A 21,547-nucleotide genomic window follows, 5' to 3' on the forward strand; every position below is an offset into this window, starting at 1 on the left:
CTCCAGTGCCCCGCCTGTTGGCAGGGGACACTGCACTGCTCATTGCGCTCATCGAGCGTCATAGCAAGGAATCAATCCACTTCTCTCGTCTTGATTGGTCGACTTGTTCCACGCAATTGCCATGCCGCGACTATCGCAAGTGCACATAGTCCGGCCAGCATGAGAAACGATTCGTTGAATGCCGTCAGCCGATCCGGATTGGTATTGGGATGTGAAAGTAATTGGCCATGAGTCTCCAGGCGCCATTCCAGCACCAGGGCGCTCAAACTCACGCCGAAGGCACCTCCCACCATGCGCACGAAGCTAATGACACTGGAGCCCTGCGCAATCAGATTTTTCGACAACCCCCTCATAGAACCCAGGTTGAGAGATGGCAGAATGAATCCGAGCCCGATACGACCCACAATCACCCAAAGAGCGATGATCCAGACTGCTGTTTGCAGGCCCACCGTCACCATCAAACCGAACCCCAAAGCTAACATCGTTAATCCGATACTGACCAGAATATGTGTGGGACGCTTATCAGCCAGTCGACCCACTATTGGGATGGTGATAGCCAATACCAATCCCGCTGGCATCATCAAGGTACCGACATACGAGGCGGACATTCCAAGGCCCATTTGCAGGTAAACCGGCAGCAAATAGGTTGAACCGAATAGAGCCGTTCCATAAATGAACGAGACGATACTTCCCATGGCGAACTGACGGTGACCAAAGAGCGCCAGGTTCATCAGCGGTGCCTGCTGGTGAAGACCTCTGTGGACGTGGCTCAGGCGGTGCTGCCACTTCACAAAAGATAGCAACGACACCAACGACACACAAAGCAAGACGGCTGATTTGGTAATCGGACCGTTTTGAAGTGTGACCAGGCCATTGAGCAGGCAAAGTGTGGCTGTCGTCGCCAATAGCAGGCCGAACCAGTCCAAATTCGCCTTGCTTTCGCTGGATGACTCCTGGCCCATGTGGGCCACCGGAATGAATCGTCGGGCCATGTACAAGGAAGCGATACAAAACGGCACCACCATGAAGAAGGTGGCACGCCAGCTAAACCAGTCAACCAGCAGCCCGCCGATGCTGGGGCCAATGGCCGGAGCCAACACCACACCCATCCCAAAGAAACCACTGGCACGCCCTTGCTCGTCGGCCGCGAATGCACGCAGGATGATGATGGCTGGGATCGGTTGCACGACACCAGAGGCCAGACCCTCGGCCACCCGTGCCACCAATACCAGATCAAAATTGCTGGACAGCCCGCCGGCAATCCCCCCGACAAACAGCAACCATATAGCACCTGAGTAGGTCTTGCGATAACCAAAGCGCGACAGTAACCACGGCGTCGTCAGCATCGAGATGGTCATGGCGACCATGAATCCTGATGAAACCCACTGCATGCGATCCTGCCCCAGCACAAAGTAGCGGCTCATGTCGGGGACAGCCACATTGATGATCGTTGAGGACATGATTGACGCCACGGTGCCAATCATCACCGTCAACAGCAGAAGCCAGCGATAACGCGGGCCGTATTGAATCTGGAGTGCCTCCAGGGCCGTTGATTGAGTCACGCGTCTAGCCTACAAATCCAGCCGGCACCCGCCCGGAGTGGTGCAAGCACCCCCACAACAAGGGGAAAAACCAGAAAACGAAAAGCTGCTTCTAATCTTATTAATGTGCAACCCATCAATGTCATCTTATCAGTGGAAGCAGTGCGGCCAGATTCCACTGGCGCGCAATAATGACTTTGGGAACGTTCCAGGAGGCGGACCCTGATCAGTGCCAGCAAACGCCGCAAGAGGTCGCCAGCATGACGATTTCGGATCGCCGGACCTCAACGTCAAGCTAACGGACTGCGTCGATTTTTTGTTAACCTCCCCATATGACCCTGACGCCCCACAACTCTCCCAATAATCAATCCAACAGAGACATGCCCCGTGTCAACCTGGCGCTCCAGGGCGGCGGCTCACATGGCGCGTTCACCTGGGGTGTGCTCGATGCGCTGCTCGAAGATGGCCGCATTTCGCTGGAAGGCATCAGTGGCACCAGCGCTGGCGCGATGAACGCGGTGGCGCTGGCCCAGGGATTTGCCCAGGCCAATGACAAAATGAAGGCCGATCCACGGGAGGCGGCGCGCGAAGCATTGGCTAATTTCTGGCACGGTATTGTTCAAATGGGGGCGCTGTCTGAGGCGCAGCGGGCACCCTTCGACCTTTTGTTTGGCCGGATGGGTGGCGACAACTCGTCGACTGCCGTGTGGGCCAATGCGATGACCAACTTTTGGTCCAGCGCCATGTCGCCCTATCAGAACAATCCGTTTGACCTTAACCCGTTGCGTAATTTTTTGCAGAGCCAGGTCGATTTTGAGGGCCTGGCCCGCCTGCCAACGCTCAAGGTGTTCGTGGTGGCCACGCGCGTTTCCACCGGCAAGGCCGAGGTGTTCTCAGGCAAGCGCCTGACAGCCGATGCTGTCATGGCGTCCGCTTGTTTGCCGATGGCGTTTAAGGCTGTCGAGATTGAAGGTGACCACTTTTGGGATGGCGGCTACTCAGGCAACCCGGCTATTCATCCCCTGATTTATGACTGCAGCAGCCGCGATATCCTACTGGTGCAGATCAATCCGATCAAGCGCGACAAGTTGCCCACCACCGGTGCCCAAATCCTGGACCGCATGAACGAGGTCACCTTTAACGCCGGGCTGATCGCCGAGATGCGCGCCATTGATTTCGTGAAGCGCTTGCTGGCCGCAGGCAAACTCGATCCAGCGAACTACAAAGATGTGTTGATGCACCGCATTGACGGTGGCGAAGCGCTGGAGGCTTTTTCCGCCTCCACCAAAACGTCGACCAGAGAGAGCCTGATCCACTCATTGCGCGACCTGGGTCAGGCCAATGCGCGCGCCTGGCTGACCAAGCACTACAGCTCGCTGGGTGCGAAGTGCACGGTGAACATTCAGCAGGACTATCTGGACGATATGAGGGTGCCAGTGACGCCCAGGGCAGAAACCTAGCAGTCACACGGACGGCGCAAGCGTCGCTCTGTCCCGGCACAGTCGTTGACGGCCTGGCACCGACTGCACATGGTGCAACCGATGCATCAAGCTGGTCATCGAGACATGGCCATGATTGCAATGCTGGTGGCAAACCCGTCTGTCCGCACCAGAACTCGCAGCGTGCCCAGGTGGGCGGCCACATACACAGCACGAATGGCGACAAAGGCCTTCCCACTGCCGAAATTTGCCGCAACGCTCCAACGGCCCTCAGGATACTGTGAACCTCAGGGTGCTCCAACATGAATTTCCCAGGCAAGATTGCACTGCGTGCTTAACTAGCATCCATCGTTAATTGCGGTATGGATTGTTCGGGAGGCGGTCGTAGCGATTGCGAACACCGTCGCCGTCACGATCGCGGTCCTGCTGGTTCACGATGCCATCGCGGTCGAGATCACCGTAAGGACCATAGAGGCGTGCCTGGCGCCACTGATTGCGCGGGCCGCCCGGAGCGTAGATGTTGACGATGCGATCGCGGTCGCGGTCGTGGTCGCCGTAAAGGCCGCGGCGTTGCCAATGTTGCCCGTCATTGCGTCGACCATCGCCGTAGCGCCGATAGTAGTCGGGCGCGGGCGTGTAGAAAGGCAGGGGCTGCACATACACAGGGGCCGGCTGCACGTAGACGCCTGGCACCTGCACGCCGATGGAGAAGTGCACATCGTCACGGGCGTGCGCCGATGACGTCACCGCGAAAGCGCCAAGTGCAACCGCAACTGCTGCGAGCGATTTAATGGCAATGAGATGCTTCATGAAAAACTCCTTGAGTTGGTATGGATCACATCTTGCGCGTCCGTGTATGAACGCAAGCTGAACCGATTCAAGAAAGATCTTGAGCAGCGTGGAGGTTAGGCGCCCGGCAGCACAATGTCCACCTGCGCCCCACCCAACTCCGTGCGAAACAGCTTCAGCGCACCTTCGTGTCTGACCACCAAGTCGTGTACCACCGCTATCAGGCATCTCGTCTGCGCGAATTTGGCTCACCCCAGACCGGCCGTTCGTGACCAACTGCACTTGGTCGGCTCCGGGTGTTCAGATCGGTGAAATCGTCGCCATAAAACCGACCCGGATGCTCACGTTTGAACGGCTGGTTTGGAGGAGGCGGTTCGGAAAGTCGAATGTCGCCGGTGGGGCGTCTGGAGCCAGCCAACTCTCTCGGAGGCTGACCGTCAAAGTTGAAGGTCGGCAATGGAGCGTGGTGTATTTCGGTTGTGCAGCGAGACTGTGTGAAAACTCAAGAATTTGAGCCTATGCGAAAGCCTGATTCAGGGCACAACAGCAGCCAGCCATGAACTTAAAGATCTGACGTTCGTGTGCTCGACCAGACAAGCCAGAGCGGCCATTCGTGGATTTGGGGTTATCAAGGCTTCTTTGATCAAGCTCAAGACCGGAAGTTGAGGGATCAACGTCAGGCTGGGCCATTCACCGTCACACCGCGAAGGTCACTGCCCAACGCCCGATTCATCAAGGTAGGCCACCAGCACGCCGTGCAGCCAATCCATGACAACGCGCACGCGGGTCGACAGGTTTCGGCGATGGGCATACACCAGCGACAAGGGCATGGGGGGCGCCGTCCAGCCGGTCAGCACCTCCACCAGTTGACCCTGCGCGATCAACTCTCGGACGCCCACAAAGGGCACCTGAATAATCCCCAAGCTCGCCAGGCAAGCGGCCTGATAGGCCTCAGCGTTGTTCACCGTGATCGGGCCTTGCATGGGTATGGCAATTTCTTCACCAACCTGGGTGCATTCAAACCCGCTTACTTTAGCGCCCAGGGTCGCGGTGTAATGCACGAGTGTGTGCTTTGCCAGATCTTCCAAGGAATGCGGAACTCCAAAACGCGCCATGTAGCCGGGACTCACGCAATTGGCCATGCGCAAATCACCGACGGGCCGCGCAATCAATCCCGGCTCAGTCACTTTTCCGGCGCGAACGACGCAGTCGAATCCCTCCCGTACCAGATCAACCCGCCGCTCGGTGCTGCTGATTTCAATTTGCAGCTGCGGATGCTGTTGCAGCAAATCAGGCAGTCGCGGTAAAACGGCTTGGCGCGCGACCACGGTCGACATGTCCAGCCGGATGCGTCCCTTCAAAGCGTTGGAGCTTTGCAGTTGAAACATGGTTTGCAGCTCGTCCATGTCGGACAGGGCATCCTTGCACCGCTCGTAAAACGATTGACCGTCGTGAGTCAGCACGACTTTGCGAGTGGTCCGGTGCAGCAAGCGCACGCCAAGCCGGTTTTCCAATTGCTGCACCGCGTTCGACACGCTGGCTTTGGGCAACCCAAGGCTGTCTGCCGCCTGGGTGAAGCTCAATAGCTCGGCCACCCTCGAGAAGACAAGCATGTGATCTAAAAAACTCATTGTTCAATTTTATAGAACAAACAAATCAAATGCGGCATGTTTATCCAGACAAAAGCAATCAATAGACTCCCTTTATTCGTCATCTCAACCACCAAGGAATCACACCATGCAAACATCACCCTCCATCGCTTTGGTCACCGGCGGTAGCCGTGGTCTGGGCAAAAGCACCGCACTCCACCTGGCCAGGCAAGGCCATGACGTCATCCTGACCTACCGTAGCAAACAGGCAGAAGCTAACGATGTCGTCGCGCAAATTGAGGCCATGGGCCAAAAGGCGGTGGCGCTTGCGCTCAATGTTTCCGACAGCAGCAGCTTTGCAGGTTTTGCGGCCCAGGTGCGCGACGTGCTTCTTGCGCAAGGGGGCCGCACGACATTCAATGTACTGATCAACAACGCAGGCACCGGCACGCATGCAAGCCTGATGGACACCACCGAGGTCCAGTTCGATGAACTGGTCAACGTGCACTTCAAGGGCGCCTTCTTTCTGACGCAAAAACTGCTTCCCCTGATGGCAGACGGCGGACGCATCGTCAACCTGTCGTCCGGACTGACGCGCTTTGCCTTGCCGGGCTACGCCGCATACGCCTCCATGAAAGGCGCAGTGGAAGTCATGACCCGTTACATGGCCAAGGAACTTGGGCCACGGGGTATTGCCGTCAACACGGTGGCACCCGGTGCCATTGCGACCGATTTCGGTGGCGGCGCCGTGCGCGACACTCCGCAACTCAATGCAATTGTCGCGTCACAGACTGCGCTGGGTCGCGTAGGTGAAGCCGACGACATCGGTGCCATGGTGGCCTCGTTGGTCTCACCTGCCAACCGTTGGATCAATGCACAGCGCATTGAAGTGTCGGGGGGGATGTTCGTTTGAGTCAGCGACTCCACGAAAGATCAGGCGGGGAGAGTCCGGTCTGGGGTGGCAGTATGAAAAGTTGAAGGGCTGGAGTGGGTCTGTTGCGGGTGTAGATCTTGAAGACTGATCGACTCAGCTGCCACCGTCAAGAAAAGACACAAAGTGGACTTAGCTACCTCAGATATCAAAGTCCCAAAGCAGTCAGTCAAAAGAAGAGATTCAAAGCAAACTTCCGAACGCACCATGGTATCGGGGGCGGTCCCGGGAGACTCCAAGACTCTCACTGCCGCTGCGGTTCCGATGAACTCCAGGTTCGCACCGAAAGATCTGATCCGGCTCAGTTCTTATAGGCATCCACCGGAACGCTGATGGACACTTCATCGCTGACCACCGGGATGTATTTGGTCAAGCCGAAGTCAGATCGCTTCAATTTCGCCGTGATGTTGCCAGAACATAGTGATCTCTTGTCCACCGAACTGTTCCCGCATTGAAAGTCCTTGACCGTAACGCGCAGCGGTTTTGTCACACCCAGCATCGTGAACAACCCGTCTGCCGCGACAATTTTTTCTCCGTTAAAAACCAATTTTTCAGATTTGAAATTCATGGTCGGAAACTTCTTCACGTTGAACAAGCCTGGGTCAGACAAATGGCTAGTCCATGCTGCCGACCCCATGTCAATTGACGCAGACTGGATCGTGAAATCAACGCTGCCGGTCTTGGCTACCAAGTCCAGAATGACTTTGCCATGGGTCTTCTTGAATGTGCCTCGCTGCGAAGAAAATCCTACTCGTGCAATATCGAAATTTGCCGGGGAGTACGCCGGATCGATCGTATAGGTGTCAGCCGCGAGCGTTGAAGTAACGACCGTACCCAGCACAATGGAAATGACCAGATATCTCTTCATAAAAGCCTCCAAAAACGGTTGCCAATCTTGCCGACCAAGTCGCGCGAGCAATCGCCCAATTACTCGATGGGAAACGCCTGCAAATAGCCAGCCACCGCTTCCATTTCCTGCTGGCTCAGCAAATGAGTAATCTGCTTCATGGGCGTGTCCGGTCGTCCCTCAGTTTCCCGAAAGACATGGAGTTGTTTCACCAGGTAATCCTGGTGTTGCCCGGCTAGCCTTGGGAACGCTGCCAGACCTTGCGCCTTGGGTCCATGACACGCCAAGCAAGGAGGCGCCTCCTTGCTTGGCACGCCATTCTCAAATATCACCTTGCCTGCTGCCAATTGCTGGGCGTCGATCGCGGCATTCTGTGCGGGGGCCTGTTTAGCAAAGTAATCTGCCAATCCCTTAATTTGCTCATCGGTCAGATCGCGGCTCAGCCCCCACATGTATTCGAAACCGGGCGGATCCAAGCGCTGGTGGCCTCGGAATTTCTCAAGTTGCCCCACCAAATACTCCGGGGTCTGACCAGAAAGGCGCGGAAAATTCGGCGAAACCGAATTGCCGTCAATGCCGTGACACAAAGAACAGACCTGTTGTGCAATCGTCGTTGCGGAAACCTTGGGATTACCCAGATCCCGGGAATGTTCCAGGTTGGAGCAGCCAGCGCCCAACACACCCATGGCGGCAACCCAAAGAATAGAATTAAATTTCATGTTGAATCTCCAATGTTGCAAGGGTGCTTAATACGCGAACCAGACGTACAAGAACATTGAATTGTTGTCGCTGGCGTTGCGCCCAGCACCGTCGTAGTTGGTGCTTGCCCCCAGGTATTTGCTGTAGCGCGTGTACTGCGCACCAATGCGTACGTTTTGCACGGGAATATAGAAGGCTTCATAGGTGGCGCCTCTGGTAGCAGGATCGCTCTGGTTATTGGTGCTGCCAGTCAGATTGAAGAGTGACAGACTGCCGCCGTATTTGGCCTGGTAGGTATAGCCCAGCTTGGCCCGCGTCACGATGTTGGTATCGCTCAGGCCAGGATTGAGCTGGCCAGCGCTCACGGCATCCGAATATGTTTGCTCCGTTCTCATGTAGGCCAACTGGGCCGTCACCGTGTGCGGATCGAGAATGTACTGGTACTGGGCATCAATGCCGATATTGCGGAACCGTCCAACCGAAGCCGGGTCGGACGTATCAGTTGGGTCGTCATACACATGCGCAACCATCCCCGAGGTACCAAGCATCAGGTTATGTGGCCCCCACTCGTGGGAGAGCGCCAAGCGCCAGTAGGGATTGTTGCTGCCACTCAGTTGGGTCCTGGGGTTGACTCCCGCAGTCATGAAAGAAAGGGCCCGATCCGCGGTACGGTAGGTTCCCACTTCAGCGTAGACAGTCTTGTTCCAATACAGGTAGGTGTTGAGCCCTGCGATGTTGCCACCCGAGGCGAATCCAGGATAGGGTGCAGTACCGTCAATGAACTGGGAACTCGATGGCGACGGAACCGGCACATATTGCATCCATGCCGCCGCGCTGTTCCAGGGGTCAGTCAGCGAGGGGTTGTTGTTCAGGCTCACCCCATAGATCCAGTCCTGCTTGTCGCCAATGATGTGATTGGCAAAGCGGATGTCGATGTTGTCCGCATTGCTATGACCAGAGAATGATCCGTCCCCGTTGTCAACGGCATAGGGGTCAAAGGTAATTTGGGTAAAGGCGCCAAAGTTGTCAGTGATTTTGCCGGCCAAAAATACACTGGCGGTTGCAAGGATTGGAGTCCCGTTTTTGACTGTGTCTGCAGGGGCATTGGCAATGCTGGAGCTGCTGGCAAGAGCCATGACAGACAGCGGAATGGTGCGCTCACCGATGGTGTAACCCGTCATCTTGAACATTCGTCCATAGGGAGTCAGCTCGGGAAACTGTCCGCCAGCGTGACAAGCAACACAGTTTTGCCCGGTTTGTCGGGCAAAGGCCGGCACGGCCTGTGCCTGCATTGGCATTAATAGTGTGATCAGTGACACCAGTACGCTACCCGATGTCGTGGCAACCCATGAACTGAGCTGAGTGTGATGTGCGGGAGATGACATTGTGGCGACCCTCATCAATAGTTTGATTTGCTGCCTCATGAAGTCATTTAGACCAAGCAGACAAGGCTGCAAGGATGCGTCAATTCTTGGCCTGGCGCACGCCACTTTACACACAGACAAGCAGTTCTGTTGTTTTTGTTTGGATGCCGAAAATACTTATGTGTTCCTGATATCTTTTTGACCAAACAAATTTCAAGTGCAATCAAATGAATGATTTAGGTAGGCCAAAACTGCAACCGATATTCGTTTTCGAATTCTGTGTAACTTCTGCGCATCAGTGGCCTTTGCCGTGCAATTGCCAGTGGGTCTTGACTTTCGGCCAGTTCGCTTGACGGCAGGTTCGGCAGGAGCTGAAGCAATCGCGATGCCAGTGGCGTCAGTGACGAAGATGACTGTCACTGACAAAATCGGGAGCCGGTCATTTGTGTCAACAACAATATCAAACGGATACATGCGGCCTGCCGCTACGAACTGGCAGCGAATCCCTCATGGTTGGGGTTCGCCTGTCGGCCGGCAACCCAGCGTGGAAGCATCGAAGCGAAAATTCCGTCCGAGAGAACGAAATGAGGGTAAAGCGTGGCCGGCGCGTGGAATCCTGCAAGCGATAAACGCGCATCGCCGAGCCAGGTGTGGATTGTTGACAGTTCGACGGTACCGTCGGACCAACGGTCAAACTTCACGGGAAGCAATATTATGAAAAACACCCTTGCACTTGCATGCATACTCTCTGCCCTTGCAATCCCAAGCTTTGCGCAATATACGCCAACAGAGTCACCGGCTGAAATGGGTGCCAAGCTCGTTGCCGAACGTGACGCTGCATGGCGCAGAGCTCATTCCGGCAACACAGAGGTCCAAGAACCGATGGCTATTCATCATGCAAGGCACGTTAACCATGCCAAGCACACGAAAATCGTCAAGCATGTGAAGCATGTTAAAAACGCGAAGCACCATGTAACAAAACCTGTTGACAGTAACGTTAGTCCCGTAAATTCTCAATGAATTGAGTAGCGGGTCAATAATCTCATCTAAGTCCAAGGCTTGGATTGGTTTGTGAACTGCATCTGGTAAAGGTACCAGTGCCGCTTTCATTTTGGCTCCGCTCCCTTCATGAGACTTGACGTAACGTTTAATGACCAAATACATATCTTCGCTTCACCAGCCTAAAGTCGGATTCTTCATCCTGCGCTGGACCGTCGGTGGACTGATGCTGTTGCACGGCGTGTCCAAATTGATGCACGGGTTGGGGCCTATCGAAGGCATGCTGGTTAGCTCCGGCCTCCCAGCTTTCATTGCCTATGGCGTTCTGATTGGTGAAGTTGTGGCGCCATTGTTCGTGCTGGCCAACCGCTTTGTTGCTCCGGCAGGCCTCGTAATGGCCTTCAACATGGTTGTCGCCGTGGCATTGGCACATACCGCTCAAATCTTCACACTGGGCAAGTCTGGTGGCTGGGCATTAGAGTTACAGGGTTTGTACTTCTTTGGCTCACTGGCCATAGCCTTGATGGCACCCAGGCAGCCCGACTAGTTTGCCGGTCGAGGTTCTGCTAACCGGAGGTCGAATGGCCATGGCTGCATCGTTTCGTGTTGCACTGTCTACAGAAATTTCGCCCATGGCATGGGGAGCATGCACTGCGCAATACGATCAAGTCGGTGCGGCGCGATTCGAAGCCCGGGCGGCTTCGCCTGCCCGCACCGTCGCGCCGGCGTTACCTTCAACTTCTAGCGCCCTAACCAGCAGCACCGGCACAGGTGCCATGCGAACAATCTGCTCCGCGTCACTGCCCAGTAACCAGCGTCCCACACCGCGGCGGCCATGGGTACCGATGACGATGAGGTCGGCGTCCCATGCCTTCGCCTGATCGACGACGAGATCTGACACCCGGGTCACCATGCCGTCCAAGAGCAATGTGTCAACCTTGACGCCGCTGGCCGCGACACGGATTCTGCCCTGCTCGAGAATTTGTTCGCCGGCCTCTTTCAATCGCGGAATCACATCGGCGGCATAGGCCGCATAGGTTTCGAAGCCTGTGGCGAACGTCAATGCGTCCGAGACGTGAATGAGGCGCAGGCTTGCACCTGTGAGCTTGGCCAGCTTGATAGCCTCGTCAAGTCCTAGGGTGGACGTGGCGCTGCCGTCGATAGGGACAAGAATACGTTGGTACATAAATTTAACCTCCGCCGGTGGCATTTAGTCGAAATTTGCACAGTGTCGGTCGATCAATGAAGTCTGCATTGATAGGCATCAATGCAGACCAGCGTCCTGTCAAACTTCAGTAAAGGAGATGTCTTGCGAAAAGACAAGACAGCCCTGACTGCCAATACTCTGACACCTTGCGTGTTACAAATAGACCTCCTTCAAGGGCTAGCCAATTCCTCCAGTGCTTGCGGAGCGTCCAGGTCCAGCGTGCGAATGGCACCGGTGTTTAGAAATTCGTCAAGCATCCAGTCACCCTGAGATTGCGTAACTCCAGCCGGCTTCAGGGCTTGGTTGAGCGGCATGCCGGCCAATGTAACGCGCATGAAATCGATCCATATGGGCAGCGCCAATGTGGCACCAAACTCGCGTCCACCCAGAGACCGGGGTTCGTCGTAACCCATCCATGCCACCGCTGTCGTGTCACCGCTGTAGCCCGCAAACCAGCCGTCGAAAGACTGACTGCTGGTGCCCGTCTTGCCCGCCAGGTCCTGCCGTCCAAGCTTTTGAGATGCGGCAGCACCGGTGCCCGAGCTAGTGACTTCATGCAACATGCTGTCAATGATGAACGCCTTGCGCGCATCGAGCACGCGCGCGGTCTCCTGCGCGGGAACAGTCGGCTTGGCCTCAAAGAGCACGGTGCCACGCGTGTCCACTACCTTTTTAATCAAGTGAGGGTTGACCTGAAAACCCCCGTTGGCAAACACCGAGTAGGCCTGCGCCATTTGTAGGGGAGTGACTGAACCAGTGCCCAGCGCCAGGGTGTAGTTCACTGGCTGCTTGGTGGCATCAAAGCCAAAACGGGGCAAAAAGTCATGTGCGTACTTCGGCGTAATGGCGCGCAGCAGGCGCACTGCAGCAACGTTTTTGGACTGTGCAAGTGCAACACGCAGGGTGATTGGGCCGTCGTATACGTCATCGTCATTCTGTGGTTGCCAGGGCTGACCGCCGGTCTCCAGACCACTCAGCGTCAGCGGCACATCGTTAACGAGGGTGCCTGGCGAAAAACCTTTTTCCAGCGCAGCGGAATAAATGAAGGGCTTGATGGCTGACCCCGGTTGGCGCCATGCCTGGGTAACGTGATTGAGCTGGCTGGCATTGAAATCAAAGCCGCCCACCAATGCGCGATATGCTCCAGTCTGATTGTTCAGCGCCACAAAGGCCGCACCTACGACGGGCAATTGCGTGATGCTCCAGCGGCCCCGACTATCTTGCACCACACGGATCACGGAACCCGGCTTGATCTTGAGTGTCGATGGTGCCGTGGGCGCCAGGGCCGCTGCAGCCCTGCGCAGGCCTTCTGCGCCGATCTGGATCTCATCACCAGTGGTCAATATCGCACGCAGGCTTTTTGGTGTCACAGCGATGGTCACAGCAGACAATAACTTGTCACTGGCGGGATGTTGTTGCAGGGTAGCTTCAATCGATTTTTGGCGCTCAATGGTGTTGCGAGGTAAAGCCACAAGGGCCTCCGGACCACGGTAACTATGGCGTTGGTCGAAAGCCATTACATTGCGCCGCACTGCGTCATATGCGGCCTCCTGGTCGGACTGCACAAGCGTAGTGATGACGCTGATTCCTCTGGTGTAGGTTTCTTCCTTGAACTGGGCGTACATCGTCTGGCGCACCATTTCTGCAACAAATTGCGCATGGCCGTTGATCGACTGGCCTTCGCCGAGCGTATGAATGTTCTCCTGAAGCGCGGACTTGTATTGCGCTTCGTTGATATAACCCAGATCGCGCATGCGCCTCAGCACCAGGTGTTGGCGCGCTTTGGCACCTTTGGGGTTAGCCACCGGGTTGATGCTTGACGGCGCTTGAGGCAGGCCGGCCAGCATGGCCGCCTGCGCGATGCTCAGATCCTTGAGTGCTTTGCCAAAATAGACCCGAGCCGCACTGCCGAATCCATATGTCCGCTGACCCATGTAGATTTGGTTCATGTAGAGTTCCAATATCTGGTCTTTGGTTAACGCCCGCTCGATTTTGTAGGCCAGCATCACCTCCGTCACCTTGCGCGAAAACAGTTTCTCCTTGGTGAGGAAGAAGTCACGTGCCACTTGCATGGTGATCGTTGAAGCACCTTGTTTGAGCCCGCCGCTCAAGTCGGCAATCACGGCTCGCGCCATGCCCTTAAAGTCAACGCCACCATGCTCGTAAAAGCGCGAATCCTCGATCGCCAGCAGGGCCTGTTTCTGGACAAGTGGAATGTCCTTGATCGCGACAACGTCGCGCCTCTCCTGACCGAATTCACCAATGAGCACGTTGTCGCTGGTGTACACGCGCAGCGGAATTTTTGGCCGATAGTCCATTAAGGCGTCCAGATTCGGTAAATCCAACGGCGTGGCGGCAGATGCGAAGGGCAAGGCAACCGCCCACAGCAGCACCAGCCGGCAGAGAAATGGAGAGATTAGATGTTTCACGTCGAACAGACCAATATGGCCTAAAGTGCGCGCTGTGTGGGACAGCCATGCGGAAGATGACTGTTCATTATCGTTACGGCAAGACCAGCGAGTGTTGCAACTCTGGTTATTGATTCCTGAAAGTTGTAATTTTTTGCTACTGCCGGGCGTCCTGGTGCGGAGCAGACAAGAGCTGCGTCGGCCTCCGTTGAGTTCATTGGGTACTGTTAGTTCCAGCAGCCACGTCGCTTTCTTCGGCGTAGGGAAATGCAATTTCCAACCGCTCCGGTTTACTTCACTTTTGACGGGTTGTTGCCAAGGCCAGGCACGGATGGACCAGCGGTTTTTCTCGGAGCATTTGGTGTTGCTTTGCTTGCTGAATACATGGCTCTGCCAGGCGTTGGTCGCGGGTCAACTCCTGCATTGAAGACGAATCGGCGTCTGGCCGTCTCCGCAGCAAACGGATGGGGCTCTTCAGCGGGACTATGGGTGCGCGCGCTGGACCGCTCCTGTCCGTGGCGTTATCAGAGTAGTAAATCCTGGGTCTTTGCTTCATCTGCAACACTCCTTCTGCGTATGCAGTTTCTAGTGTGTTGCATCGACCGGTTGAATCCAAGACGGACTCCGGCCATTCGCCGGGGCTGTCCAAGGACTAATTAGGCGGGCAAATGCGGTGTTATGTTCGACATGGCTCGATCAACGTAATGCTCTTTTTCACCAACGGGGGCCACATGGCGCATAGCGGATTTTGCGGCTTCAAGTCCTTCAAGACACGCAATGACCCAAGCCGCCAAATACAGAGATGCAAAGCATCCGCCGGCTGTAGCCAGATTGCCATTAGCGTAGAACGGCTGATTCAGGACATCGACACCGGCCTCTGGCACCCAAGGTTTTGTAAGCAGGTCGGTGCAGGCCGGAATCTTCTTCAGAAACTCGAATGGTTTTTCTGTGGCGGTAGTGTGTTTTCCCCAGCGGGGGCCTTCTTGTTTAGCTGGGCGCTGGGCGACGATGAGCCATGGACAAAACTGGCAATTCGATGTGCATAACAACGCCATAAAATGAATGTCTTCATAAACACTAACCCGGCGGCCATCTGGCCCCGCTAACCCTCGGGCGCCACTTGACTCACCGCATTGCAATTAACGGTTATGGCCGCATTGGCCGCTCTTTTTTGCGCGCCTTGCAGGAATCTGGTCTACGCGAACAGCTTGCAGTTGTGCACATTAACGAACCGGCGGATCTCGATTCGATTGCTTACCTGACCCGTTTCGATTCAACACACGGGCGCTTCCCGGGCAAGGTGGAGCGACACGGGGATGGGCTTTTAATCGACGATGCACAGATCAGTGTTAGCCACGCCACCTTGCCGCAGAACGTCGACTGGAAGGCGCTTGGCATCGATCTGATGATCGAATGTTCTGGCCAGTATGGACAACGCGGTGAACTCGATGCGTTTCTCAATGCTGGCGTTGCTCGGCTGCTGCTTTCTCATCCTGGCCACTCGGCAAGCGACGTGGATGCGACCATCGTCTATGGAATCAACCATGGCACGCTGACCGGTACTGAGCGTCTGGTCTCCAACGCATCATGCACGACCAACGCGGTGGTGCCGGTACTAGATTTGCTCGACCGGGACTTTGGCGTTGAGCAGGTTTTTTTAAGCACGCTGCATTCGGTTATGAACGATCAGCCGCTGCTTGACGGCTACCACCATTCCGACCTGCGTCGAACCCGTTCGGCGATGCAGTCGATGATTCCGATATCGACCGGACTGGCGCGTGGCGTTGAGCGCCTGTTGCCACAGTTGATGGGCCGCGTGCAGGCTAAGGCAATTCGGGTGCCGACGCTGAATGTGTCGGCGATTGACTTGGTCGTGCATTTGAAAAAAAGAGTCGATGCATCCACGGTCAATCGCCTGTTGGCTGATGCCGCCGCCGGCCCGTGGGCAAAACTCATCGCCTATTCCGAAACTCCGCACGCCTCAATTGATTTCAACCATGACCCGCATTCAGCCATTGTCGATGGCAGTCAAACGCTCGCGGCCGGCGATCGGTTGATCAATCTGCTGGTCTGGTTCGACAACGAATGGGGTTTTGCCAACCGCATGCTCGATGTAGCGAAGCACTGGCTGGGGAAAATTGGCTGCTAAATGGCTGTAGAGCGTTGTTGGAACCTCCGGATCCCAGGCGTCATTTCTGTTGAACTGGCATGATGCAATAGGATTCAATGGCAAGAAAGCATCTTTCCCCAAACGCAAGTGACGGCGCCCTCAGGATAAACCGGTGCCATTCCATGGGATAGAAGAAAGAGCGCAACCAGACTCCTCAATCACTCAAGTGATCGCCGCAGCTCAATCGCATGATCTCGCTGTGAAACCGCCTGCAGCGTGCATGAACTGATAAGCGTGCTTACGACTATAAAAAATCGTCTCCAAAATTCAACGCCTCCAGCATTCATGCGGGTTAGCGGCGTGGCAAATTGACAACACGTCGATTTAAAATCGTAAACAACTTTACACCATTGACCGCAACGATTGGGTCTTGTAGCGCCTGGACTTGTCAATGTAAACATTTCGGGTGCCGTAAACCGGTCTGTCGTCGCTGGCTCTTATGTGCCCATTGCGGTCAGCCAGGGTTGTTTAAGGCGGTCATTCGTTTTGCCCCATCGAAATGGGAAAACGGACGTTCGCATCAGCCGTGCCGGATCTCCTGAATATCCGGCTACTTCGGCATTGTGTTTTTGCACAGCCTCGGCTGAAACCTGACACCGACCGTTGCGCGCTGCGGCAGTCCGGTGCGCTTCGGGACTTGACGTTCACGCCGGCCGTAGCGATGAGCGCCGGTTAGCCGGCGGTCAGACCTGGCAGCGACAACTCATGCCGCGAGCGAACCGGAGCTCTGGACCGATAGCAGCCGTCTGCGTCCGGAGTCGCCCCGCGAAAATTGCGTCCGCATGCCGGCCCGATATGTGCGATCGCTGGTATGGTTGGCGCTGGCTTGCCAGCGTTCACTTTCCGAGCAACTTGGCCATGTGCTGCCACGTGCGCAGCAGCAGGCCCGCGCGTTCCACATCGGCCTGCGCGACGAGCGGGGCTTCGCCCATTGGCTTACCGTTCGAGGTCGCGACCACCTTGCCGATCACAGAGCCCTTGGTCACCGGCGCCTCCAAGCCCGACTTGAGCTCCACTGAGGTCTGCACCTGCTGGCCGCGCGGCACGGTCAACATCCACGGTGCTCCCAGACCCGCGGCGACCGTATCTGCCTTGCCGAAGCTGACCTTAGCTGTCGTGACCACCGTGTTCGGCTGAATCGGAGTGGCCTTCTCGAAGCTGCTGAAGCCCCAACCGAGCAGCGTTCGCGTCTCGTCAGCACGCGCCTGGGCGCTGTGGGTGTTGAGGATGACCGTGATCAGGCGCATCCCGTTGCGCTTGGATGAGGTGACCAGGCAGTAGCCGGCATCTTCGGTGTGGCCAGTCTTCAGTCCGTCAACGGTGGGATCGGTGTAGAGCAGGGCATTGCGGTTGCCTTGCTTGATACCGTTGTACTTGAACTCGCGTTCCGCGTAGATCGGGTAATAGTCAACGCTGTCGTGGATGATGGCGCGCGCCAGGATGGCGAGGTCACGCGCGGACGACTTGTGCGCCGGGTCCGGCAGGCCCGTGGGGTTCACGAAATGCGTGTGCGTCATTCCAAGGCGCAGGGCTTCGGCGTTCATCAGCTTGGCAAAGCCCTCTTCGGAGCCGGCCATGTGCTCGGCAATCGCCTTGGACGCATCGTTGCCTGACTGGATGATGATGCCGCGCAGGATGTCGATCACCGTGGCCTGGCTGTTCAGCGGCAGATACATGCACGACTCGGTGCTCGAACCGCGGCACCAAGCGTTCTGGCTGACCGAGACCAGGTCGGTTTGCTTGAGCTTGCCGGAGCGTAGCGCCTGCTCGACCAGGTAGCTGGTCATCATCTTGGTGAGCGACGCCGGCGGCAGCGGTTCGTCGGGGTTGGCCGAGGCAAGCACCTCGCCGGAGTCGAAGTCCATCAGCAGCCATGCCTTGGCGGGCAAGGCCGGCGGGCTGCCCGCCAACGTGGTCTGAGCAGCAAGTGGCGGCGGGGTGTTCTCGGTGGCCGCGGCCTTTTTGTGAGGCGCGGGCTTGGTTGCGTGGTGTACAGCCGCGAAGGATGCTGAATGAGGAAGCAGAGCGCCTGAGGCGATTGCGAGGAGGATGGGGAGGATGGAGAAAGTCTTGGTTTGCATGGTGTTTTCGGGAAGAGCGCCGATTGTCGCGGATCGGCGTCGGTTGCCTATCGTACGATGTTGCCGATCGGACTGGAAATGACCCACACGATCGGAAAAGTCTGACCCGGCTGTATTGCGCAGAGGCCTTTTGCGACACTGTCAGTTGCTACTTGTGCAGTGAGTCAGTCCCGCTAAGCACAGCGAGATGATATCGCGTGGCTTTCCGATCTAGCCGCCCATTTGGCCAGCGAGGTTCAGCGGGCCCCAAAACAGCAGAAGACCCAAGGCTCGCAACAGACAGATTTTTTACAACGAATGACGGGAATGGAGAGCTCGAACCGCCCAGTGACTGCTTTGTGGCGCTGCACACCAAAGACCGGAACTGGTCGCAACCTGACGGTCGCCAGTGTTGGCTACCGAGCAGGCCAATTTTTTGATTTTGGAGGCACATCAACCGCTATTCACTGACTTCGTCAATGTACCGTTTGCCCCCGGCAATGAATAGACAGAGATGACGTTCGTTTTCGAGTTGAGCGTGAGACAGCGGGCGTTCGAGATTGGATTTGAGACTGATGATGTGCTGGAAGTCAGCATAAGCCTGACCTACCATGTCTCTCTTCGACTACAAGGCAGTTCAATGAGGCCTACTGTAGCGCGGTCCGCTTCGCTAACCCAGCCAGGTATGTCGTGTCAGCCAGCGTCCCAGCTCGTTGTCATTGGCTAGACCGAGTTTGGCAAACAGGCTGGCTCGATGCGTCTCGACCGAACGAGGACTGCAGGCCGGAACCAGCTTGCGGGCAATTTCCTTGTTCGACTGGCCCAGGCCAACCTGGCGCGCCACCTCGCGCTCGCGTGGCGTCAGATCGTGCCAGAGTGCCAGCGCATCGGCCCGCGCCTGCGCCTCGACCATTGCCAGTGGCAATTTCTCTAGCAACTGCTGCGTATCGGGCTTGACCACCCAGTCGAACGCACCCTGGCCCACGGCTTCCAACGCCATCGGGATGGTGCCGTGCCCTGAAAGAAACAGCACAACCAACGGGCTATGGCGCAGGCGCAGTTGTTCCAGAACCGCCAGGCCGCTCATACCGCCCATGCGCAGGTCTAGGATGACACACCCGACCTGCCGCGCATCAACGGCCTGCAGAAAGGCCTCGCCCGATTCGAAGCCGCGTACCGCCATTCCCTGAGAAAACAACAGCAATAGCAGCGAGCGCCTTAGTGCCTCGTCGTCATCAACCACATAGAGAGTCAAGGCTGTATCACTCATACGCTCAGCGCCAGGGTAAAGGCAAACACTGCGCCGCCGCCGAGGCGGTTGGCCACTGTCAAGTGACCGCCGTGGGCCTCAACGATGGTGCGACAGATATTGAGTCCCAGGCCCAAGCCTTCGGGTTTGGTGCTGAAAAACGGCGTGAACACCTGGGCGAGCAAAGCCTCGGGGACGCCAGGGCCGGCGTCCCCGACCCGAATCTGGACGGTACGCCCGAGCAGCATCGTCTCGATGTCGATCACGCGCTCGGCCGCTGGCAGATCCTGCATCGCCTGCAGCGCATTCTGTAACAGATTGATCAGCACCTGCTCCAGCAGCACGCGATTGCCGCGCACCGACGGCATATGCTCGGCCAGACGCCGCGTCACCGTGACCGCCTGACGCTCCAGTTCGGACTTGAGCAGAACCAGCGAATGGGCAATCACCGCATGCACATCACAGGCTTCGTAGCTGCCACGGGACGGATTGATGAACCCACGCACGCGCTGCACGATCTCGCTGGCGCGCTGTGACTGCTCGACCATGTCGTCCAGCGCCGAGACCAGCACTTCCATCTGCGCCTGGCTGGCGATGTTGCGCGCGGCCAGGGCGAAGTTCGACAAGGCCATGAGCGGTTGATTGAGTTCATGCGCCAGCGTGGAGGCCATCTCGCCGACGCTGGCCAGGCGTGCGCTGCGCTGCAGTTGGAGCTCCTGGTCGTGTTGGCGGTCCTCAGCCTGTTTTTGCGCTGTGATGTCGACCACTGAACTCATCCAGCCCTGGTTCTGGCCCTGGGCGTCGATAAGGGGCGCGGTGTAAACCCGGGTGATCACGTCATGCCCGTCGCGATGGCGAATGCGCGATTCAAATCCGTAGGGCTGTGCCTCGGCCACCATGGAGCCCTCGCGATCGCGCCGGTATTTGTCCAACTCGTCCGGATGCCAATAGGGATAGGGCGGCGCGCAGCCCAGCAATTCATCGTCGCGGTAGCCGACCATGTCGCAAAAGGCACGGTTGACATAACTGATACGTCCCTGCGGGTCGCGTGCACGCATGCCCACCAGCAGCGCGTCTTCCATCGCCTTGCGGAAAGCCTGCGCCTGCTCCAGGTCATGCGTACGCTCCTGCACCCGGCGCTCCAGTTCAAGCTTGGCCTGACGCTGCTCGGAATAGCGGCGCTCGTGCAATTGCCAGTACAGGCCCGCCAGCAGCAGCACCGCAGCCAGCAAAGCGGCCAGGACCAGCGCCTCGCGCCGGGCTTGTGTCACCCCCTTCAGATCGCTGGTGACGACCAGCGTCCAGCCCAGTTCGGGCAGCACGCTCTCCAGCGCCAGGAATGACCGCAACTGTCCCTTGACGACCGCGTGCAGCTCGTAAGCGGGCGAGCCCGTCGTGCGTAGCACGCGCCACGGCAGCACGTCGTAACCCGTGCGCTCGCCGTATTGCCAGTTCTTGGCCAGCCAGGCCAGATCATCGGCAGAGAGGGGCGCGCGGCTTCGATACAGCCACTCGGGCTCCGAACTCAGGAAAACAATGCCGCGACTGTCTTGCAGCACGACCGGGTCGGAGCTGTCGGCCCAGGAGTGCTCTAGCGTATCGAGGCTGACCTTGATCACCATGACGCCAATCACCTCGTCGCCACTGCGCACCGGTTCGGAAATGAAAAAACCCGGCGTGCCGGTGGTCAGACCGACGCCGTAAAAATAGCTGTGCCGGCCTTGCAAGGCCTGCCTGAAATATGGACGCTGGCGGTAGGATTGGCCGACAAAGCTGCCGGCGCTGTTCCAGTTGCTGGCGGCCAAAGTCAAGCCATCGACACTCATCACGAACAACGCGGCGGAATCGGTACGCGTCTGGAAATCGGCCAGATAGCGGTTCACCCGGTCGCGCAGCAAGGGGTCAGCAGGATGCCTCAGCAAGGCCTGCACATCCGGGTGGCGCGTTGCCGCGTACGGCAGATAACCATGTTTTGCGGCAATGCCACCCAGTCCAAGCACGGTCGACTGCGCTGCCTGTTGCAGGGCCTGAATACGGTTGTGCAGCTCGCGCCGTTCGGCCCACTGACCGACCAAAGCGATCACCACCCCGGTGACCAGCGCCAGCAGGCTCCAGCGCAACCAGCGCTGCCAGGATAGACGACGCAGCAAGGACAGGGACAAGGACAAGGATTTCACCGCAACCAAAGAATAAGCAGGCATGACAATAGGGTGTCAACGATAGCGCAATCCGGCATCGTGCGGCACAGACCGCTA

At 57.1% G+C, this 21,547-nt stretch carries 16 protein-coding genes and 1 pseudogene; 5 read left to right on the plus strand and 12 right to left on the minus strand.

The window, feature by feature from the left end; all coding sequences use genetic code 11:
- Positions 1-71: 71 nt before the first annotated feature.
- Positions 72-1,562 (minus strand): DHA2 family efflux MFS transporter permease subunit, encoded by a 1,491-nt coding sequence (locus RFER_RS04515; RefSeq protein ID WP_011463228.1) that lies wholly within the window; start codon positions 1,560-1,562, stop codon positions 72-74.
- Between the two features lie 359 nt (positions 1,563-1,921).
- Here RFER_RS04515 and RFER_RS04520 point away from each other — a divergent pair, with 359 nt between their 5' ends.
- Positions 1,922-3,001, plus strand: a complete 1,080-nt coding sequence (locus tag RFER_RS04520) for a patatin-like phospholipase family protein (RefSeq protein WP_011463229.1) — start codon at positions 1,922-1,924, stop codon at positions 2,999-3,001.
- Positions 3,002-3,331: 330 nt separating this feature from the next.
- On the opposite strand, the gene RFER_RS04525 is transcribed toward RFER_RS04520, so the two are convergent.
- A complete protein-coding gene (locus RFER_RS04525; protein WP_011463230.1) occupies positions 3,332-3,790 on the minus strand; it encodes a hypothetical protein in 459 nt (152 codons plus the stop codon).
- Between the two features lie 689 nt (positions 3,791-4,479).
- The gene (locus tag RFER_RS04530) at positions 4,480-5,400 is read right to left on the minus strand and encodes a LysR family transcriptional regulator (protein WP_011463231.1); all 921 of its coding nucleotides are present in this window, start codon (positions 5,398-5,400) and stop codon (positions 4,480-4,482) included.
- Between the two features lie 106 nt (positions 5,401-5,506).
- Between RFER_RS04530 and RFER_RS04535 the strand changes: the two genes are divergently transcribed.
- On the plus strand, positions 5,507-6,271 hold the full coding sequence (locus tag RFER_RS04535; RefSeq protein ID WP_011463232.1) for an SDR family NAD(P)-dependent oxidoreductase: 765 nt from the start codon (positions 5,507-5,509) through the stop codon (positions 6,269-6,271).
- A gap of 319 nt (positions 6,272-6,590) precedes the next feature.
- Here RFER_RS04535 and RFER_RS04540 read toward each other — a convergent pair whose 3' ends face one another.
- The 3 genes from RFER_RS04540 to RFER_RS04550 are packed head-to-tail and all read right to left on the minus strand — an operon-like array spanning position 6,591 to position 9,133.
- Positions 6,591-7,157 carry a YceI family protein gene (locus RFER_RS04540; protein WP_011463233.1) on the minus strand — a complete coding sequence of 189 codons (567 nt, stop codon included), beginning with the start codon at positions 7,155-7,157 and terminating at the stop codon, positions 6,591-6,593.
- 59 nt (positions 7,158-7,216) lie between these two features.
- Positions 7,217-7,876 carry a c-type cytochrome gene (locus RFER_RS04545; protein WP_244095802.1) on the minus strand — a complete coding sequence of 220 codons (660 nt, stop codon included), beginning with the start codon at positions 7,874-7,876 and terminating at the stop codon, positions 7,217-7,219.
- A gap of 6 nt (positions 7,877-7,882) precedes the next feature.
- Positions 7,883-9,133 (minus strand): cytochrome C, encoded by a 1,251-nt coding sequence (locus tag RFER_RS04550; RefSeq protein ID WP_166485657.1) that lies wholly within the window; start codon positions 9,131-9,133, stop codon positions 7,883-7,885.
- Positions 9,134-9,913: 780 nt separating this feature from the next.
- On the opposite strand from RFER_RS04550, the gene RFER_RS23935 reads away from it, so the two are divergent.
- Together RFER_RS23935 and RFER_RS04560 are read left to right on the plus strand one after the other, a co-directional pair.
- A complete protein-coding gene (locus tag RFER_RS23935) occupies positions 9,914-10,219 on the plus strand; it encodes a hypothetical protein (protein WP_166485658.1) in 306 nt (101 codons plus the stop codon).
- Between the two features lie 130 nt (positions 10,220-10,349).
- Positions 10,350-10,745 (plus strand): DoxX family protein, encoded by a 396-nt coding sequence (locus RFER_RS04560; RefSeq protein ID WP_011463236.1) that lies wholly within the window; start codon positions 10,350-10,352, stop codon positions 10,743-10,745.
- A 117-nt stretch (positions 10,746-10,862) separates the two neighbouring features.
- Here RFER_RS04560 and RFER_RS04565 read toward each other — a convergent pair whose 3' ends face one another.
- The 3 genes and pseudogenes from RFER_RS04565 to RFER_RS23310 all read right to left on the minus strand — a co-directional run.
- Positions 10,863-11,384 carry a universal stress protein gene (locus RFER_RS04565; RefSeq protein ID WP_011463237.1) on the minus strand — a complete coding sequence of 174 codons (522 nt, stop codon included), beginning with the start codon at positions 11,382-11,384 and terminating at the stop codon, positions 10,863-10,865.
- A 191-nt stretch (positions 11,385-11,575) separates the two neighbouring features.
- Complete coding sequence (locus tag RFER_RS04570; protein ID WP_011463238.1) at positions 11,576-13,834, minus strand: penicillin-binding protein 1A; 2,259 nt, start codon at positions 13,832-13,834, stop codon at positions 11,576-11,578.
- 635 nt (positions 13,835-14,469) lie between these two features.
- Positions 14,470-14,742: pseudogene (locus tag RFER_RS23310) on the minus strand (AraC family transcriptional regulator); the annotation flags it as partial.
- A 191-nt stretch (positions 14,743-14,933) separates the two neighbouring features.
- Here RFER_RS23310 and RFER_RS04580 point away from each other — a divergent pair.
- Entirely contained in the window at positions 14,934-15,962 is a 1,029-nt protein-coding gene (locus RFER_RS04580) for a type I glyceraldehyde-3-phosphate dehydrogenase (protein WP_011463239.1), read from the plus strand.
- A gap of 857 nt (positions 15,963-16,819) precedes the next feature.
- On the opposite strand, the gene RFER_RS04585 is transcribed toward RFER_RS04580, so the two are convergent.
- The 3 genes from RFER_RS04585 to RFER_RS04595 all read right to left on the minus strand — a co-directional run bounded on the left by RFER_RS04585 (position 16,820) and on the right by RFER_RS04595 (position 21,493).
- Positions 16,820-18,064, minus strand: a complete 1,245-nt coding sequence (locus RFER_RS04585; RefSeq protein ID WP_011463240.1) for a D-alanyl-D-alanine carboxypeptidase family protein — start codon at positions 18,062-18,064, stop codon at positions 16,820-16,822.
- A 649-nt stretch (positions 18,065-18,713) separates the two neighbouring features.
- Positions 18,714-19,313, minus strand: a complete 600-nt coding sequence (locus RFER_RS04590) for a response regulator transcription factor (protein WP_011463241.1) — start codon at positions 19,311-19,313, stop codon at positions 18,714-18,716.
- On the minus strand, positions 19,310-21,493 hold the full coding sequence (locus RFER_RS04595; RefSeq protein WP_011463242.1) for a sensor histidine kinase: 2,184 nt from the start codon (positions 21,491-21,493) through the stop codon (positions 19,310-19,312). The genes RFER_RS04590 and RFER_RS04595 overlap by 4 nt, the downstream gene beginning before the upstream one ends.
- Positions 21,494-21,547 lie beyond the last annotated feature (54 nt).

This window comes from Rhodoferax ferrireducens T118 (assembly GCF_000013605.1).
GTDB classification, from domain to species: Bacteria; Pseudomonadota; Gammaproteobacteria; order Burkholderiales; family Burkholderiaceae_C; genus Rhodoferax; species Rhodoferax ferrireducens.

Coding starts and splice junctions, on each gene's coding strand:
- RFER_RS04520 (WP_011463229.1), top strand. CDS start 1,922: ATGCCCCGTGTCAACCTGGCGCTCCAGGGCGGCGGCTCACATGGCGCG.
- RFER_RS04525 (WP_011463230.1), bottom strand. CDS start 3,790: ATGAAGCATCTCATTGCCATTAAATCGCTCGCAGCAGTTGCGGTTGCA.
- RFER_RS04530 (WP_011463231.1), bottom strand. CDS start 5,400: ATGAGTTTTTTAGATCACATGCTTGTCTTCTCGAGGGTGGCCGAGCTA.
- RFER_RS04535 (WP_011463232.1), top strand. CDS start 5,507: ATGCAAACATCACCCTCCATCGCTTTGGTCACCGGCGGTAGCCGTGGT.
- RFER_RS04540 (WP_011463233.1), bottom strand. CDS start 7,157: ATGAAGAGATATCTGGTCATTTCCATTGTGCTGGGTACGGTCGTTACT.
- RFER_RS04550 (WP_166485657.1), bottom strand. CDS start 9,133: ATGCCAATGCAGGCACAGGCCGTGCCGGCCTTTGCCCGACAAACCGGG.
- RFER_RS23935 (WP_166485658.1), top strand. CDS start 9,914: ATGAAAAACACCCTTGCACTTGCATGCATACTCTCTGCCCTTGCAATC.
- RFER_RS04560 (WP_011463236.1), top strand. CDS start 10,350: ATGACCAAATACATATCTTCGCTTCACCAGCCTAAAGTCGGATTCTTC.
- RFER_RS04565 (WP_011463237.1), bottom strand. CDS start 11,384: ATGTACCAACGTATTCTTGTCCCTATCGACGGCAGCGCCACGTCCACC.
- RFER_RS04585 (WP_011463240.1), bottom strand. CDS start 18,064: ATGCAAACCAAGACTTTCTCCATCCTCCCCATCCTCCTCGCAATCGCC.
- RFER_RS04590 (WP_011463241.1), bottom strand. CDS start 19,313: ATGAGTGATACAGCCTTGACTCTCTATGTGGTTGATGACGACGAGGCA.
- RFER_RS04595 (WP_011463242.1), bottom strand. CDS start 21,493: ATGCCTGCTTATTCTTTGGTTGCGGTGAAATCCTTGTCCTTGTCCCTG.